Raw genomic sequence first — 14,439 nt, 5'->3', positions numbered from 1 at the left:
AAGGACTATGGAGTCTTATGCTCAATCCTGATAAAAGCGTGTCTGAGTGCTAAAACTTCTCCTGTGGAGCAATAGGCATGAAAACTGCGAGCTGCTGCTTTCGAATGGCAAGAACCGTTTGGCGCTTGTTTGGATACGTCTCGTTGCCATATTTTCTGCTATATAAGCTCACTGCCTCTGCTGAATGAGCGATAGATTCAACATTAAGCGGTTTTACTCTGAAGTAGCTCACCCATTAGGGGGTAATTGAAGGGGTGCGATTTACAAAACTCAATCGGTTTCAGCAAGAGAATGACAAAGATTCAGCGTTTTTAGGATATGAGGCAATGGTTCGTCAACAATGTCAGTTTCTACTCAGCTCCCTTAACCAAGTCCATAACTTTCCCTAATTTCTAGCCATCGCCACCAGCAAGACCACCGCCTACAGTAAAAGAGTGATGAGAAACAGCCCAGAGAACCAAAGTAAAACCCTCTCACCCCAACGCTACCCAAGACTTTCAACAAGTCAACATTTCTACTCCCCATGCACCTCAACTGGCTTCAGCAAGTGAGTTGTCTCTGGAAGCTTTAGCCTGCTCATCTTCATCTAAGTCGTTCAAAACAGAGGATTTTCACGATGAAACCATTCATTTCTTTTCCCGTTCCCAAACTCAACAAATGGATAACCAGTTGCGTGCTGGGTGCCACGCTCTTGGGGCTTCCTATGACAGCAGTTGCTCAAGAATTCACGACTTGCGTCATGACAATAGATAGTAGTGTTGTCTGTGGAACCCATACCTTTCTGCAGGTTGGCAACACGTCGTGGCTAGTTGAGACTGCGGAGAATGGGCGTAATTCTGATTTCCATGAGGTGCCGTGGGTGTTTTCCCAAAATGGAACCGTTCGCGCTGATAACCTGGGGCAAGGCTCTTGGCAAGTCGAATCTGAGGACACAATTAGCGTGACCATTAGAATGAACGGCAGTTCAGCTACCGATCAATTCATGGTCCGGTTTCATGGCTCAACCAACTTTACGGCTTATAAAAATGGACGTGCTTATCGATACGGGATTTCGGCAGATGGTCAAGGTTAACATCTTTATCCCTTGAACGCCTTTACGTGAGGCATCAGCTATCCAACGCTAACCAAAACAATAAGCCCTAACCTAGTTGCATCTGATGACATCTAGTGACAGCGACCCTTCAAGCACTCTAAGTAGAGATCAGATGTCACTCTCAGCGTTCTTTTGAATGGTCTAGATGACGGTAATTAATTTAAAGGAGACAATCATCATGGAAGTTGAACATTTTTCGACTGAAGAACTTTCACCGGAAGAAGTCAAACAATTAGAAGAACTGAGGAGGACGATTGAAGCGGCGATTTCAGACGATTGGCTCTCTCATGACGAATTAGAACAAATCAAAACCATTGCTTTTGCACACCAAAAGATAGTTCCAGAAGCATTGCAACTGTACTCGAAACTTGTAGGCAAAATCAATCGGGGCGAGTTGGAATATGAGTGGTAATGCACTTCTGTATAGTTCTTGCCGGAGGATGCTGAAGGGTAAGCTGGTGGGTTCTGTCGCAAAAACTTTAGGAAACACTATTTGCAGTGCTGAAGTATGCATAATACAACTCTGTAGGTAGAGTTAAAAAGATTTTTTGCGACAGAACCCATTGCAGTGAGCCTTATAGAGCTACCCGCATTGGGGTTGTTGCTTGGAGCAATGTGAAAGATACAAATCATTCTTCAGTTGAAAATATTTGTGACACAACCCTAAATTACGAGTAAAAGGCTTTGGGGCAATCGAACGCCAACAAGCTACCGTAGGCGAGCGGCGGACTGCCGCAGATGTTGAGCACAATTGTCAGTAATCGGGCAACCGTGCGCGACAGAGATGACACGCAGATCAGGAATACCGTCTGCTAATGAGGTTAACCATGCTCGGTAGGTAGCGCGATCCTCTAGAAAAAACCAGCGCCCAAATCGAGTCATGCCAAAGAAACCGCTCGCCCCTAACCAACCAAACAGTGAACCGCGCTCAGGAATCGTCGCTTGCAGATAGGCTGGCGTTAGGTTAAACAGAATATCCGTAAAAACCAGTGCTTTTCCAACCGATAGGGGAAGCTCATAAACCAGTTCTTGCTCATAAACTCCCGCAGGTTGATGGCAGACAATTCCGTAAGCGGGTAAAATTTCCTCAGCTGTGCCATCGACAGCGACAACCGCTTCAACATACGGTTTTGCCGCTGCTGGACAAACGATTGTCAGTTGGGGATAACGCTGTTTATATACTGCCGCATCCAGGCGATGAATTCGATTGGGAACAATCAAGATAGCGGGAGTTCCTAATGCTTCTAGCTTCTGCATTTCTGTTTCATTGAGGGCGATCGCACTGTGAATGAGCAGCGTCGAATCTGGTAGGCGGTACAGCACCATTTCGCGGGGTGGCACAACGCCGGGCAGGATACCTGTGACATGCCAAAGTTGTGGGGCAAGTTCTTCGATCGCGCTATGCGGCAGAACATGCGCCGTCCAGATATCACTCTCTAACAATTGAGTGGGTTTTGTCGTCGCGAGAGCAGAGAGAAATAGAGTCCGACCTAACGAACGGTGAGATTTTGTGTTCATCGAATCACTTCCATTGATTGAGCATAGGACTGGGAGCAAAATTTTTTCAGTGGCGTTGGTTGAGGAACTGCTCCATCGCATAATTGATGAGTATTTCACCCCGTCGAGTAACTTTCTGCTCTTTAACAACTGAAAATCCCATCCGCTCAAAAAATGGCTTTGCAGTAATACTGGCTTCAACAAATAGAAGGTTCAACTCTAGCTCAATCGCTTTTGCTTCGATCGTCCGATAGAGTTGCTTGCCTACTCCGCAACGCTGATAGTTCTTGTGGCAGTAGAAGCAGTCAATATGTCCATTCACTTCTAGTTCTCCAAATCCTGCAATGACGCCTTCGTCATCCGCAACATGAGTAAATCGGCTTGAGCATACCTCTGCCCAATTTCTAAAGTGAACATCATCGGGTGCCCATGCATTGACTTGATTGCTTGAGTAATCGCGAATATTCACTGCATGAACTGTTTCGTGAAACAATCGTGCGACTTGTTCAGCATCTTGTGTTTCAAACAAGCGAATCTTCATCTTGCTTACTCCATTCATCGTTCTAAAGTGGTCTGACGGATTGTCCTCGCGGTAGTCCAGGTTCAGAGGCTATAAGTTTTGAGTTCGATCGCTCCCGTTTCAAACTCGACCTCTAGCGTTTCTTTAACTGCGAGTGCTCTCCACTGCTCTGTATCGACTTGCAGGTGCGATCGCCCAAGCATAAAAAAATTGTGCAAAAACTTACCAATCTCTCTGGATGAATTACGACTGGGTTCTTATGGGATGAAAACGCCCTCTGGGATTAAGGCGTGATAGATGCGATCGAAAAGTTGAGTCAGTACTGGGTCAGTATTATCTTTATCAAAGAAGTAATTCAAACATTTTCCAATTGAAATCACCGCATTACAAGATGGAATATCGACTTTAAACAACAATTCAACTCGAAACTGAGCATCTGGAACCCTGGCTTGAGCAATTGCCAGCATCGACTCAAAGATATCGACTCCAAGTACCTAGTAATGAGCTTTCGTAGGTTCTAATGCCGATCGCCCACTACCGCAGCCCAAGTCAACTACTAAACCTTCTCGAATATTGTTTTGAGCCAGGATATCGAGAATACCTGGAGCAGATTTGAGCGCGTAATTGCTGTGACCCGCATCGTGAATATAAGCAAGGTCTTCTTTGTACCAATCTTTCATATCTTTTCACCCAATGCGGAACGAGTTGTAATGGTTGTTTCGGTGGTCATCATCCTATCTTGTGATTGCTCTTGGGCTAAACAGAACCACTAATGTCTCACCGATGGGCAACGTATTTCATTGTTCAACGTCAGTCCACAGCCCTGAAGCGAGTGGATGTTCCGTTGTCATGAATGCACCCCATCAAGTCCTGTTTCCCTGCTGTTTAAGTTACCCTTTTGGTCGGTGTTGGTCAGCAGCCAACCAACACCGAGCGTTTCCTTACCGTGAGACTGTAAGCGAGATGTCTGCATGATGCCAAGCTTGCTCAAACCGGGCTTTTCAATGCGAGCATCAGGCAGGACGGCAGCGATCGCATCAGTCACATAAAGGTCACGAGGGCTTTCGCTGCCAATCTGGAGCAGCACCGGGATTGCAAGATCCCGAAAGCAATCGGCTTTGAAACTGTATCTGACCATTGCCCGCAGATCGCCTAGCGTTGCCTTTGCATCGGCAATAATTGGCGACCAAAGATCGGTGGCTTGCAGTTCATCTAGCTCCTTAACCGGGACAAATAGAACATCGCGGAAGAAGGTGATTGCAAAGTCCTCCCAACAATCTGACTGTACCAGTGCCTCTAGCTGCGTCAGAGCCTCCTTGCTGAGCGCTTGCGGGTATGGAGCCTCGTAAAGCACGAGTTTCAGCACGCGGTTAGGAACTTTGTTCGCTGCAGCAAGGGCAACTTGAGCACCATAGGAGTGACCCAGAAGGAAAATGGGTTCATCGATCGCCTGAATCAGGGTCACGACATCCATACTTTCATCATCAAGACTGTGACCTTCAGTTGCGTCTGTTTCACCCCGTCCGCGACGAGCGATCGCATAAACGGTGAACTGCTGCTCGAGTAGAGGTTTTACAAACCCCCAGTTGGTGTTGTGGTTGCTGAAGGCACCATGTACAAGTACCAGGGGTGACCGCTGCCATATTTGTCGTAGGAAATGGTTGTGAGGGTCGGTGAGGTAAGGTATTGCATGAAATAATCCCAATGAGTCAAGTTCTTGAGAAGAATTGCAAATTAGGGAAACACTTTACATAACGACTACTGCAAAGCAGCGATCGAGGTATCGGCATATTGCCAAGCCTGCTCAAATCGGGACTGTACTTGCTGTGCCTCCTGCTCTTTGCCCTGCGCTCGTAAACTTTGCACCAATCCATACAGCGACCAGCCGTTTTCTGGATAAGTTGCCAGATCTTCGTGGTAGGCTTGCTCCGCTTGCATAGGACGATTCGCTTGCAGCAGTACAGCTCCTAATGTTTGCCGCACCGGGGAATACCAGGGGGCGGGTTCGTCGTAATTGAGGCTGTCTTCGAGTTCAACGCCTTGTTGCAGGTGCGCGATCGCCGCTTCAAAGTTGCCCTGCTTCGCAGCGAGTTCTCCTGCCAACACTTCAGAACCGATCTTAAGTAGATGAGCCGTAGTATTAATGTCCCAAATTGTTACCCCTTCCAGGGCAGGATTGGCAGCGATCGTTCTGAGTTTCTCGAGTTCCTGACTTGCTTGTTGAAGCTGACCTTTGGCGGTGTATGCCATACCACGAGCAAAGCGCCAAACCCCGGTTGGGTAAACCAAATCTTCAGCTGGAGCAGGTTGCGCCAGAATCTCATCCCACATGCCGAATTTGACATAGGTGTAAAGCGGAATCACGGCGTAATGCTGTAAGGTGCCGTAGCCTGCTTCTCGAATTAAGGATTGATCAACTAGAGAAACTGTGTCGTGAGCTGCTTGCAGTGCCACCTCTCGCTCACCTGACATCACAGCAGCGTACCAGAGAAAATGATGGTTATGGGGCATGTAGGCAACCGGGTAAGTGCCTTCTGGATCATGCTGGTGAGCATAATGGGCATCGGCGGCTGCCGCTAGTTGATTAGCAATAACTGCATCGTGGTAGCGTCCCACCCGGATGTAGATATGACCTGGCATGTGGATCAGATGTCCGGTGTTGATGTTGAGATCCCGCAAGCGATCGGCAGCTTGGGCTGCGAGTTCTGGACGTTCGGCTTCCATTGCATGAATGTACAGGTGCAGCGCTCCTAGATGATTTGGGTGACGTTGCAGCACCGATTCGAGCGTGGCGATGATTTCTGCCCCTTCGGGTTTTGGGGTGCCGTCCGCTTCCCAGTAGTCCCAAGGGGTGGTGTCCATCAGCGCTTCTGCGAACAGCGTGACGGCATCAGGGTCGTCAGGATACTGCTGCGCCACTTGCTGCATGGCGTTGGCATAGGCAAGATTGAGGGCTGTGCGGTCTTGGACGGGTTCAGCGGTGTAACGGGTGGCAAGTGCTGCAATGTAGGCTCGTTCTTTGGGGCTAGCATACTCACTGAGGGCGATCGCTTGTTGAATTGCTTCCCAAGCAGTGGGAACGGCTCCATCTTCCATCGCCGCATTAATGTTCGGTCCCAACACATAAGCCATGCCCCAGTAGCACATGGCGCAGTTGGCATCAAGTTGGGCAGCTTGCTGGAACGATCGCAGTGCTTCAGCATGATTGAAGCCGTAGGACAAAATCAAGCCCTGATCAAAATAGCGCTGAGCCTGAGCATTTGTGGTGGAGATCGAATGGCTATAGCTGCCTAACCCCTCGAACAGTGGAACTGTAGATGCAGAAGCATTTGGACCTTGAGCATAATCGTCTACAGAATGAGCGATCGCACTTCCCGCCCAGCTGATCGGATAGGTCAGCAGTAGCGTGGTGAGGAGCGATCCAACGAACAGAGTTTTGTAAAATTTCAACCGTTGATTCATGGTATTTACCTCATAGAAAAGGAGAAGTAGAGTTTGGAGAGGCGCAGCGCGATCGCGTTGAGCACTATTAGCAAGCCTGTTCAGACACGCTTTCTGTTGATTCACCTGCAATCGATATGCTCTTCGTTTGCGAACGATTCAAAACTGACTAAAAGTATCGTCACGCTTTTCTAAGTTTTGAATGCGATCGAGTAGGGCAAAAAACAGTGCCATGTTTGGAAACGTCTTTTGATCGAGACGTGCCCAAAATTGTTGCTGACCCCTCTGCTTAATCTCGATGAAGGTGTGAATGTATTTGCGAGTTCGAGATTGAATCACCGTGGCAGAATCAAACTCGTGCCAGGGTAAATGTTTCTTGCCCATTACCAGTCCATCAGGGGTCACAGCCAGATGCTTGAAATCAATAGATAATCCTTGGCGGTAGGTGGCGATCGCATTCGGCAATTGCTCGCGTACCATCTGTTCCTGCAAGATGTAGCTTAAATCTTTAATCTGCGCGAGATGCTCATCAAACTGCAGCTTGCGCCCGTCTTTGGTTTGCAAAGTACATAGACAGCCTGTGATTCCTCCTAACCAGATGATTGCAACCAGTAGAATTTCCACATCTGTATAGAACACTATGACAGATTCAGATTTGCGTTGATCGATCAAACCATGCTCGTAGAGTAGGACAACAGGTTGAGGCGATCGCCATCGCTGCCACGATCGACGAGCAAAGTGAATTGCGAGAACGGTTGCAGGAATACCAATTAAGAACAACCAGCTAAACAGCGAAACTGGGATCATTAAACACCAGACCACAAATAGCCGTTTTGCTTTCGGTTTGTGCCAGTTAAATTCTCCAAGGAGTTGACCTAAAGCTTGAGGGGCGAACGATGCGGAGGAGTTCATAGCTAGATTCTGAATGAACGATATTGTTGGAGGATTGGAAGCTTCACTTTCTTCTCCAGCAAAGGCTGGTTAATCCTGCTGAGAATAGGCTCAGACCTGGTGCAAGACCGAAGCCAATCCAAGCTTTTAGTAAGGCAAGAGCATCATCGGGGGTGGGTGCTCCACCGTCTGGAGGTGTGATAGTTCGGAACTGTGACAGGCTCCACGATGTGGTGAGCAAAAGGGTAAGGGTCGCGCTCATTCCACAGTAAGTAGCAAGAACGCAGCGTTGAGATCCAGTGTGTTGTTGCAGCTTAGTGATTAATAACAAAATGCCAGGTGTACCAATCAAAATGCTGCCAATCAATCCGATTAACAAAGCGAACAGAATAAACAGCGCCATAGCAGTTCCAATGGAGAAAGAGAAGACCAATGGAGGCAAAATCGGCAGATTGAACAATCTTTTATGCCGCTAATGTGAAATTCAACTTCTTCTCCAGCAAAGGCTGGTTAGTCCTGCTGAGAACAGACTTAGCCCCGGTGACAGACCGAAGCCGATGAACGCTTTGATCCAGGCAACAAGTTCATCAGCAGAAGGACCTGTACTTAGATGAGCCAGGTTTAGCGTCAGAGATAGGCTCCATAATGCAGTGAGTAAGAGTGTGGCGACCCCGCTCAGTCCGCAGCAAGCAGTGAGGGCAAATCGTCGAGAACCGCTGTATTGTTTCAGCTCAGTTCTTAGCAGCAAGACGCTGGGGACACCAATCACAACACTGCCCACTATTCCGATCGCCAAGATGAACAAAGCAAACACAATATACGGTTCCATTGCAAAATCTCAATGAAGAAAAAGAAGGGCAGCAGACATAACGCTGCCCGATGAAGGCACCTTTTTATGCCACTAAGGTGGGCACTTCCATACCTTTGAAGCGGGTGAAATCAACGGTGACGAAATCAGCAGCAGTAATCTGACTTGCTTTAACGTTGGAAAGCACTGCAAGCCGATGATCGCCCACACCGACTATGGTGTTTTTGCCCTGCTGCACAATGTCGAGAATTTCAGGATTCAACTCCATTGACAGACCCAGCCTATCCCTGCCGTTCTGGAAGTCTCTGATCACATCTACGCCACTATCGAGCGTTAGCACAAAGGTGTCTCTGCCAGTGCCGCCTATGTGAACGTCACGCCCTGCCCCGCCATAGCTAATGTCGTTGCCAGTGCCACCATTAATCCTGTCGTTACCTGTGCCACCACATAGAGCATCATTACCGCCCATGCCCAGAAGTCTATCATTACCACCTTCGCCGTAGAGAATGCCGCTCTGATTTTGTCCGATCAGATTCTGGCTGGCGTTAGTACCACGGATAACAGGTGTGTTGTTGTTGAAGCTGGACGTTGATGAGGTGAAGGTGTTGTAGTCTACATGTAAAGAAACTCTTGCTCTGTCACCAGAATTTCCCTCTACCGTAATGAGTTCTCCCTCACGTTTAATTGGAAACGTACTAGCTGTTCCAGGTTGAACTTCATTTTTGAGGGCGTTAAATGTGAAATTTAGACCTGTTCCAGAACCAGGATTAATATCCGCCGTATCGTCAGAAGGAGTATCATCCTCCTTGACGGAAACGCTTCCATTAAACACTGATTTGTTGATATCAACAGATTTGCTCAGAGTGAAGTTAGGGCTGATATCGTTGTCGTTACCAAAAACCCTGCTTTTCAAGTTTGCTCCGTCAAGGGAGCTGTTGATGAAAAAATCAGCCTGACCGAAATTTGTAAATGGAACCGGAGTGTCAAAGCTACTGAGCGCCGTAACCCGATCGACTGTCACACTCAACTCGGCACGAGTAATCGCAGTTCCGTTGGCGCTGAGCGTGTAGCTGCCACTGCCAGTTGATTTACTGACTAGCACGGTATATTCACCTGTCGGCAAATTGTCAAACGAGATTCCTTCTGTTGCATTTCCGGGATTGACAGAACTCCTGATGACTTGACCGCTACTATTGAACAGCACCAAATTCGGATCAACACCCTGTGGAATCACGGCAATGCCGCCTTTGGTAGGGCGATCAACCTGAAACTTGAAGAAATCAGCCGTATCAGTGCCAAACAAATCACCTCGAACAAATGGGCTATTGCGAATGTTGCCTAGATTAGTTGCGGTTGCAAATGTATCGTTGTTGGCGGTTTCAGATACCTGTGCCATGATTAGTCTCCTTGAGAATGTAGTTGAACTTGAGAAATTTGGACGCAAGAACTCTGGACAATGAAGGTGAGTTCATTGCTGCAATGCAAAGAGCAGACTGTTAGATTGAGCCGAAGTTGACTCAAATCATGGATTTATTCGTAGTAGCGGCGATCGAGCCATTCCCGTACTTCTGCTTCGGAATTGAAGAAGACTCTGCGCGCTAGCAGCGGATCGTAGATTACCCAATACCCAATACCCGATCTGCTTGTGAGTGAGTAAATCTTGAGTTCATTGATAGCAATGATCGATTCAACAATTCGATTCCAAAGGCGAGCAATGTTTGAGGTCAAGCTTAATTTTCTGTGTTTATGTGATGCTGAATGAATTACAGCTTCTAGCGTTTGGTAGTTCACAGATTGATGTTTCATGATGTATTCTCCTGAGTCGATCGAGCTGATGGAGTTTGAGAGGATTCAATCAACGGCTTAGCCGCGATCGCTGATGCAAATTGGCTGAGATTAAGGACAAGCGAATCCTGAGGAGCACGGGGATACCGTGCCGCGAGTACACAGATTTTGCACATGGTTTTGCCTGCTCTAGTGCTTGCGAACGATGTAATAGTCGTTCTGAAAATCGTGCGCTAGCTGCTTAATTTCGACTTGCTTAAACCCTGCGTTCGCCAGCAGTTCTAGCGCCTTTTCTTTGCCCCACATTGCGCCTAATCCCATGCCGCCATAGGCCAACGAAACACTCATGCAGTGCATACAGGAGACGGTGTAAAGCAAAGGGGCGATCGGATGATCAAGGTTGCCACCGACATCGGTTGTGGCGTGAATGTCCTGCATTAGATAAACGCCATCCGATCGCAGTGCGTTGTGAATGTTTCGCAGCACCACATCTGGCTTTGCCTGATCGTGAACTGCATCAAAGGTGGTAATCAAGTCGTAGCGATCGCGCTCCTCGATCATTGCGGCATCCTTGACCTGAAACTCGATGTTGCCCAGCTTTCGCAGTTGAGCATCTGCAGTTGCATGGGCAACTGCTTCTTCAGAAAAGTCGTAGCCCGTAAAGCGGCTGTTAGGAAAAGCTGCCGCTAGCTTGTTGAGGGCACGTCCGCTACCACAGCCCACATCAAGAACAGCAATGCCTTGTTGCAGCGATTCGGTCAGTCCGGGAATCAGCGGCAAAACGTGATCAAACAGTGCAGACACCGTGCTTTGACCACTATCCTCTGCCATCACCGCGTGAAAGCGTTTGTACTCAGAATAGGGAACGCCACCGCCTTTGTAGAAACAGTCGATGATTTGCTCTTCTACCGATCCAAGCAGCGGAATGTACTGAGCAAACACGGCAATATTGTCAGAGGCGACCACTCTGGTGAGCAGTGCCGCGTGTTCTGCGGGTAGTGTGTAGGTTTTGGCGATCGCGTCATACTCGACAACACGACCTGTGACCATTGCACCGAGCCATTCGCGTACATAGCGTTCGTTCAGCCCAGCGGCATTGGCGATTTGCTGGCTGCTGGAAGGGGGCAGTTCTGCCATCGTGTCGAACAATTCGGTGCGATGCCCAATCGAGGTCATCAGCGCGAGTGCGCCACTGTTGAGGATGTTCAGCATTCGATCGACAAATGCTTCGGCTTTGGGTGTATCGAGGGTTTGAGCGGTCATAGTTGGTTCCTGGGATAACAGATTTCTGATGCTCTGTTTGCATCTGAAATCAAGGTAACGAGCCGCTCGCTCCCAAACCGTTCCCAAATCGCTCCCAAACCGCTCCAAACTTGAAAAGCAGAATGTGAAACGATCTCAAGGCTTTAAACCTTCAGCAATTAGTCTCGATCGAAGGGCAATCCAAATTTGCACAAAGCTGCCTGAATGAATGCAAGACCAGTCTCATTCAGGTCAGAAGTAACTTTAATGCGATTGAGCGACAGACAACCTTGCAGCCGCTTAACAGCGTATTGTGGACAGGAATGATTCAGGCAGTGGGCGTTTGCTCTGCTATGGCAACTCCAGGATGAGGTTTCTCTACCCACGCACCCAAATCTTGGCTTGGATCTAGCACTTCTGATACCCAGACCCGCTCGAATGCAACCGCTGTTCTACGAAAAGCGCTGCGGATCGATTCAGCATCCGGTGCTTCAAATTCGCAGATCACGCGCTGTCCATCCAGCGAGACGTAAGAGCGAATCCACTTTACACCTTGAGCTTCTAAACAGGGTAGGAGTCGAAGGTCTGCCTCCAACCAAGCTTTTTTATCAAATGGAGCATCATACTCGCGTTCAACAACCACATGAATCATGTCACTTCTCCTTATGAGCTTTGTGTTAGACGAATCATCGTTTTTGCATGAGCTGCATCGTTCGATCGAACCATACCTGGGCATAAGCACTCAATTGACAGCGATCGATGTGAGGATAGAGTGCTTCAAACTGTGCGGTTGCCCGCTCCAAATCCTTCAATTCGACAAGGCTATGAATCAGAATTGCCCAAGCAGAAGCCGTTTCGCTGGCATGATTTTTGATTTGAGCGGCTTCTAGAGCAGCTTCGGCTCGAACGGCTGCCAATTCTTGGCGCTGGGATGCTAAATCCATCCCAGCCGCTACATTCAGCACATAGGACAACATTCGCTTCGCATCAATTTGTCGCAGTGTCGCGATCGCCTGTTGCAGTTTCACTTCGGCTCCGGCTCTTTGCAGCTTGTAGTTTGCCAGGGCCTCCAGAGCGGCAGCGATCGCGCCTTCGCTTCCTTCGCCTTGCATCTTGGCAGCCACGATCGCCATTGCCTGACAGTATGGCAGTGCTGCTGCCGGGTCGCCAATTTCCAGTTCCAGCATTGCCAGATAGCTGGCATCAAGACATTCGCGCCAGTGGTCCTGTTCAACCTGCGACTGTTTCCATGCCTGCTCCATCATGGCTCGTGCCTCAGCATAACGGCCCTTGTGGTAATGAATCCACGCCAATCCAGCGGAAAGATCAATTAGCTGTAGGTCAACTCTGGCAGCCAGCGATTGCGCCTCTAGCAGCAAAGCTTCTGCCCGTTCCATGTCGCGTCCCAGTTCAAATAAACAGGAGGCGCTGAGTGCTAACAATCGTGCTGCTGTTGCAGGACTGGCTTTGAGACTGATTTCGGCAGCTTGCAGAGAGTGCTGGTGAAAATTGGCAAATCTGCTTTGATTAAAGTGCAGTATCGTTAATGCTTCCAACCCGATCGCTTCGTCTTCTTTCAAGCCCAATCGCTTTGCTTGCGCCATCCACTGCTGGATCTCAGCTTCTAAGTGAATAGCGCGATCGTTTGTCACCCCGGCCATCACCCAGACCTGTAACAGTCCCAACTGTAGCCGAATTTGAGTTTGCTGATCGAGCGATTGACAGTGCTGGATGCCGCGTTCTGCCAGTGCAGTCGCTTCTGCGTAAGCAAATAGTTTGAGACAACGTTCGGCAGCCAGTAGTGCAGCAGAAGCAGCGAGTTTATAATCACAACCCAGTGCCGCATGGTGGGCAATATCGCTAACTAAGGCATGATCTGAGGTCGAGGCTTGATTCAGCTTGTGGGCAATCTGCCAATGCACTAACTGACGGCGCGGTCCTGAGATTTGCCGATAGACCACTTGCCGCACAATATCGTGGGCAAAGTCGTATCCAATTTCCTTTCCAGTTGAAGTGCTGGGACGAATAATCGCCTGCTGCTCAAGCTGTTCGATCGCCATGAGCAGTTGAGGCAGCGGGTAGTCTGCTACCTGAGCGACCGTTGTGGGTTTGAAGCTGCGTCCGAATGCGGCTGCCCAGGGAAGCAGATCGCGAGCTTCATCCTCTAACTTCTCCAGGCGATCGCGAATTAACGCTTCCAAATTGTCCGCATGGTCTGCATGAGTCGAGTGGGTTTGAGAGAAAGCGCGAGCAATCTCCAACACAAATAATGGATTGCCGCCACTGTCGGTAAAGACTTGATCGACTGTTTCTACCGATAAATTGAATGAGCGATCCGCGTTGACGCTGCGAATCAATTCAGCCGTGCTACCGCGATCGAAGGCTTGTAATTCAATGGCTTTTAACCGCTGCTCTCGTCTCAGCACCTGTATCACCTGCGAAATCGCCGCCTTCTGTGACAACTCTCCAGAACGAGCAGTGCAGGCAAATTTGACGGGGAGATGACTTAGCAACCGTGTTGCGTAGTTCAGTAGCGCAGACGAAGCTTCATCAATCCACTGAATGTCATCGAGTATCACCATCAGCGGACTTTGACTTGCCCATGTCGCCAGCAGTTGCACGACGGCATCAAACAGGTGGCTGCGGTCGGGGGGTGCGGCGACAGGTTGCCCAACCTCTGGCAACAAAAAGCCTAACTCTGGTGGAACAGTGGCCGGCAGCGTTACTGAACGCAAGGCATCGATCCAGACACCGTAAGGTCGCACCATCTCAGCAGCAAATGCGCGTCCCCAGAGGGTGACTGGCACGATTTCTCGGAGTTCTTCGAGCAGTCGAGTTTTGCCAATGCCCGGTTCGCCAGTCAGTAGCAGCAATTGGGAAGCCTCACGGCTGTCTGCGCTGGCCCACTCGCAAATCAAGCTGCACTCGCGTTTGCGTCCAACCAGCGGCAGGGCGGATGACTTCCGGTTAATCGGATGTGATAGTGCTGACGATCGCATAGTGACCGGAGGCTGAACAGGTGCTTCGGCTCTCGCTGGTTCGTCTTCCAGCAGCAGTTGTTCATACAGCTTGCGTGTGTTGGGACTCGGATCAACACCTAACTCCTCACGCAGCACACTCATGCAGCGATGGTAAATTTGCAGGGCATTGGCGCGATCGCCA

General features: G+C 49.1%; 18 protein-coding genes. 2 read left to right on the top strand and 16 right to left on the bottom strand.

What is annotated here, in order from left to right:
* Nucleotides 1-616 precede the first annotated feature (616 nt).
* Complete coding sequence (locus tag H6F88_RS01295; protein ID WP_190640948.1) at nt 617-1,072, top strand: hypothetical protein; 456 nt, start codon at nt 617-619, stop codon at nt 1,070-1,072.
* A 199-nt stretch (nt 1,073-1,271) separates the two neighbouring features.
* The gene (locus H6F88_RS01290; RefSeq protein ID WP_190640947.1) at nt 1,272-1,505 is read left to right on the top strand and encodes a hypothetical protein; all 234 of its coding nucleotides are present in this window, start codon (nt 1,272-1,274) and stop codon (nt 1,503-1,505) included.
* A gap of 296 nt (nt 1,506-1,801) precedes the next feature.
* On the opposite strand, the gene H6F88_RS01285 is transcribed toward H6F88_RS01290, so the two are convergent.
* The 16 genes from H6F88_RS01285 to H6F88_RS01215 form a co-directional block, all read right to left on the bottom strand.
* On the bottom strand, nt 1,802-2,611 hold the full coding sequence (locus tag H6F88_RS01285; RefSeq protein ID WP_190640946.1) for a hypothetical protein: 810 nt from the start codon (nt 2,609-2,611) through the stop codon (nt 1,802-1,804).
* Between the two features lie 46 nt (nt 2,612-2,657).
* Nucleotides 2,658-3,131, bottom strand: a complete 474-nt coding sequence (locus H6F88_RS01280) for a GNAT family N-acetyltransferase (RefSeq protein WP_190640945.1) — start codon at nt 3,129-3,131, stop codon at nt 2,658-2,660.
* Nucleotides 3,132-3,193: 62 nt separating this feature from the next.
* The gene (locus tag H6F88_RS33800; protein WP_277882129.1) at nt 3,194-3,328 is read right to left on the bottom strand and encodes a hypothetical protein; all 135 of its coding nucleotides are present in this window, start codon (nt 3,326-3,328) and stop codon (nt 3,194-3,196) included.
* 39 nt (nt 3,329-3,367) lie between these two features.
* Entirely contained in the window at nt 3,368-3,577 is a 210-nt protein-coding gene (locus tag H6F88_RS01275; RefSeq protein WP_190640944.1) for a hypothetical protein, read from the bottom strand.
* A 27-nt stretch (nt 3,578-3,604) separates the two neighbouring features.
* Nucleotides 3,605-3,790, bottom strand: coding sequence for a hypothetical protein (locus tag H6F88_RS01270; protein WP_190640943.1), 186 nt, complete (start codon nt 3,788-3,790; stop codon nt 3,605-3,607).
* Between the two features lie 167 nt (nt 3,791-3,957).
* Complete coding sequence (locus H6F88_RS01265) at nt 3,958-4,815, bottom strand: alpha/beta fold hydrolase (RefSeq protein WP_190640942.1); 858 nt, start codon at nt 4,813-4,815, stop codon at nt 3,958-3,960.
* A 53-nt stretch (nt 4,816-4,868) separates the two neighbouring features.
* A complete protein-coding gene (locus H6F88_RS01260; protein WP_190640941.1) occupies nt 4,869-6,572 on the bottom strand; it encodes a hypothetical protein in 1,704 nt (567 codons plus the stop codon).
* Nucleotides 6,573-6,710: 138 nt separating this feature from the next.
* The gene (locus H6F88_RS01255) at nt 6,711-7,463 is read right to left on the bottom strand and encodes a DUF6585 family protein (protein WP_190640940.1); all 753 of its coding nucleotides are present in this window, start codon (nt 7,461-7,463) and stop codon (nt 6,711-6,713) included.
* A 43-nt stretch (nt 7,464-7,506) separates the two neighbouring features.
* A complete protein-coding gene (locus tag H6F88_RS01250; RefSeq protein ID WP_190640939.1) occupies nt 7,507-7,845 on the bottom strand; it encodes a hypothetical protein in 339 nt (112 codons plus the stop codon).
* 81 nt (nt 7,846-7,926) lie between these two features.
* Nucleotides 7,927-8,271, bottom strand: coding sequence for a hypothetical protein (locus H6F88_RS01245; RefSeq protein WP_190640938.1), 345 nt, complete (start codon nt 8,269-8,271; stop codon nt 7,927-7,929).
* A 64-nt stretch (nt 8,272-8,335) separates the two neighbouring features.
* Nucleotides 8,336-9,646, bottom strand: coding sequence for a hypothetical protein (locus H6F88_RS33795; RefSeq protein WP_190640937.1), 1,311 nt, complete (start codon nt 9,644-9,646; stop codon nt 8,336-8,338).
* A gap of 134 nt (nt 9,647-9,780) precedes the next feature.
* Complete coding sequence (locus H6F88_RS01235; RefSeq protein ID WP_190640936.1) at nt 9,781-10,056, bottom strand: hypothetical protein; 276 nt, start codon at nt 10,054-10,056, stop codon at nt 9,781-9,783.
* A complete protein-coding gene (locus H6F88_RS01230) occupies nt 10,053-10,211 on the bottom strand; it encodes a hypothetical protein (protein ID WP_190640935.1) in 159 nt (52 codons plus the stop codon). The genes H6F88_RS01235 and H6F88_RS01230 overlap by 4 nt, the downstream gene beginning before the upstream one ends.
* 13 nt (nt 10,212-10,224) lie before the next feature.
* Nucleotides 10,225-11,298: a class I SAM-dependent methyltransferase gene (locus tag H6F88_RS01225; RefSeq protein WP_190640934.1), complete on the bottom strand. Its 1,074-nt coding sequence runs from the start codon at nt 11,296-11,298 to the stop codon at nt 10,225-10,227.
* A 307-nt stretch (nt 11,299-11,605) separates the two neighbouring features.
* Nucleotides 11,606-11,929 (bottom strand): nickel-binding protein, encoded by a 324-nt coding sequence (locus H6F88_RS01220; RefSeq protein WP_190640933.1) that lies wholly within the window; start codon nt 11,927-11,929, stop codon nt 11,606-11,608.
* A 34-nt stretch (nt 11,930-11,963) separates the two neighbouring features.
* Nucleotides 11,964-14,439 (bottom strand): AAA family ATPase (locus tag H6F88_RS01215; RefSeq protein ID WP_190640932.1); only part of this gene is annotated, 2,476 nt, incomplete at its 5' end.

Origin of the sequence: Oculatella sp. FACHB-28 (genome assembly GCF_014696015.1) — a bacterium.
Taxonomy (GTDB): Bacteria; Cyanobacteriota; Cyanobacteriia; order Elainellales; family Elainellaceae; genus JAAUTN01.
This window is presented reverse-complemented; position numbering and strand designations above follow the sequence as displayed.

Excerpts from the sequence above, each read along its gene's own strand:
- H6F88_RS01220 (WP_190640933.1), bottom strand. The coding sequence starts at position 11,929 with ATGATTCATGTGGTTGTTGAACGCGAGTATGATGCTCCATTTGATAAA.
- H6F88_RS01255 (WP_190640940.1), bottom strand. The coding sequence starts at position 7,463 with ATGAACTCCTCCGCATCGTTCGCCCCTCAAGCTTTAGGTCAACTCCTT.
- H6F88_RS01225 (WP_190640934.1), bottom strand. The coding sequence starts at position 11,298 with ATGACCGCTCAAACCCTCGATACACCCAAAGCCGAAGCATTTGTCGAT.
- H6F88_RS01250 (WP_190640939.1), bottom strand. The coding sequence starts at position 7,845 with ATGGCGCTGTTTATTCTGTTCGCTTTGTTAATCGGATTGATTGGCAGC.
- H6F88_RS01290 (WP_190640947.1), top strand. The coding sequence starts at position 1,272 with ATGGAAGTTGAACATTTTTCGACTGAAGAACTTTCACCGGAAGAAGTC.
- H6F88_RS33795 (WP_190640937.1), bottom strand. The coding sequence starts at position 9,646 with ATGGCACAGGTATCTGAAACCGCCAACAACGATACATTTGCAACCGCA.
- H6F88_RS01230 (WP_190640935.1), bottom strand. The coding sequence starts at position 10,211 with ATGTGCAAAATCTGTGTACTCGCGGCACGGTATCCCCGTGCTCCTCAG.
- H6F88_RS01280 (WP_190640945.1), bottom strand. The coding sequence starts at position 3,131 with ATGAAGATTCGCTTGTTTGAAACACAAGATGCTGAACAAGTCGCACGA.
- H6F88_RS01235 (WP_190640936.1), bottom strand. The coding sequence starts at position 10,056 with ATGAAACATCAATCTGTGAACTACCAAACGCTAGAAGCTGTAATTCAT.
- H6F88_RS01295 (WP_190640948.1), top strand. The coding sequence starts at position 617 with ATGAAACCATTCATTTCTTTTCCCGTTCCCAAACTCAACAAATGGATA.
- H6F88_RS01285 (WP_190640946.1), bottom strand. The coding sequence starts at position 2,611 with ATGAACACAAAATCTCACCGTTCGTTAGGTCGGACTCTATTTCTCTCT.
- H6F88_RS01270 (WP_190640943.1), bottom strand. The coding sequence starts at position 3,790 with ATGAAAGATTGGTACAAAGAAGACCTTGCTTATATTCACGATGCGGGT.
- H6F88_RS01275 (WP_190640944.1), bottom strand. The coding sequence starts at position 3,577 with ATGCTGGCAATTGCTCAAGCCAGGGTTCCAGATGCTCAGTTTCGAGTT.
- H6F88_RS01260 (WP_190640941.1), bottom strand. The coding sequence starts at position 6,572 with ATGAATCAACGGTTGAAATTTTACAAAACTCTGTTCGTTGGATCGCTC.
- H6F88_RS01245 (WP_190640938.1), bottom strand. The coding sequence starts at position 8,271 with ATGGAACCGTATATTGTGTTTGCTTTGTTCATCTTGGCGATCGGAATA.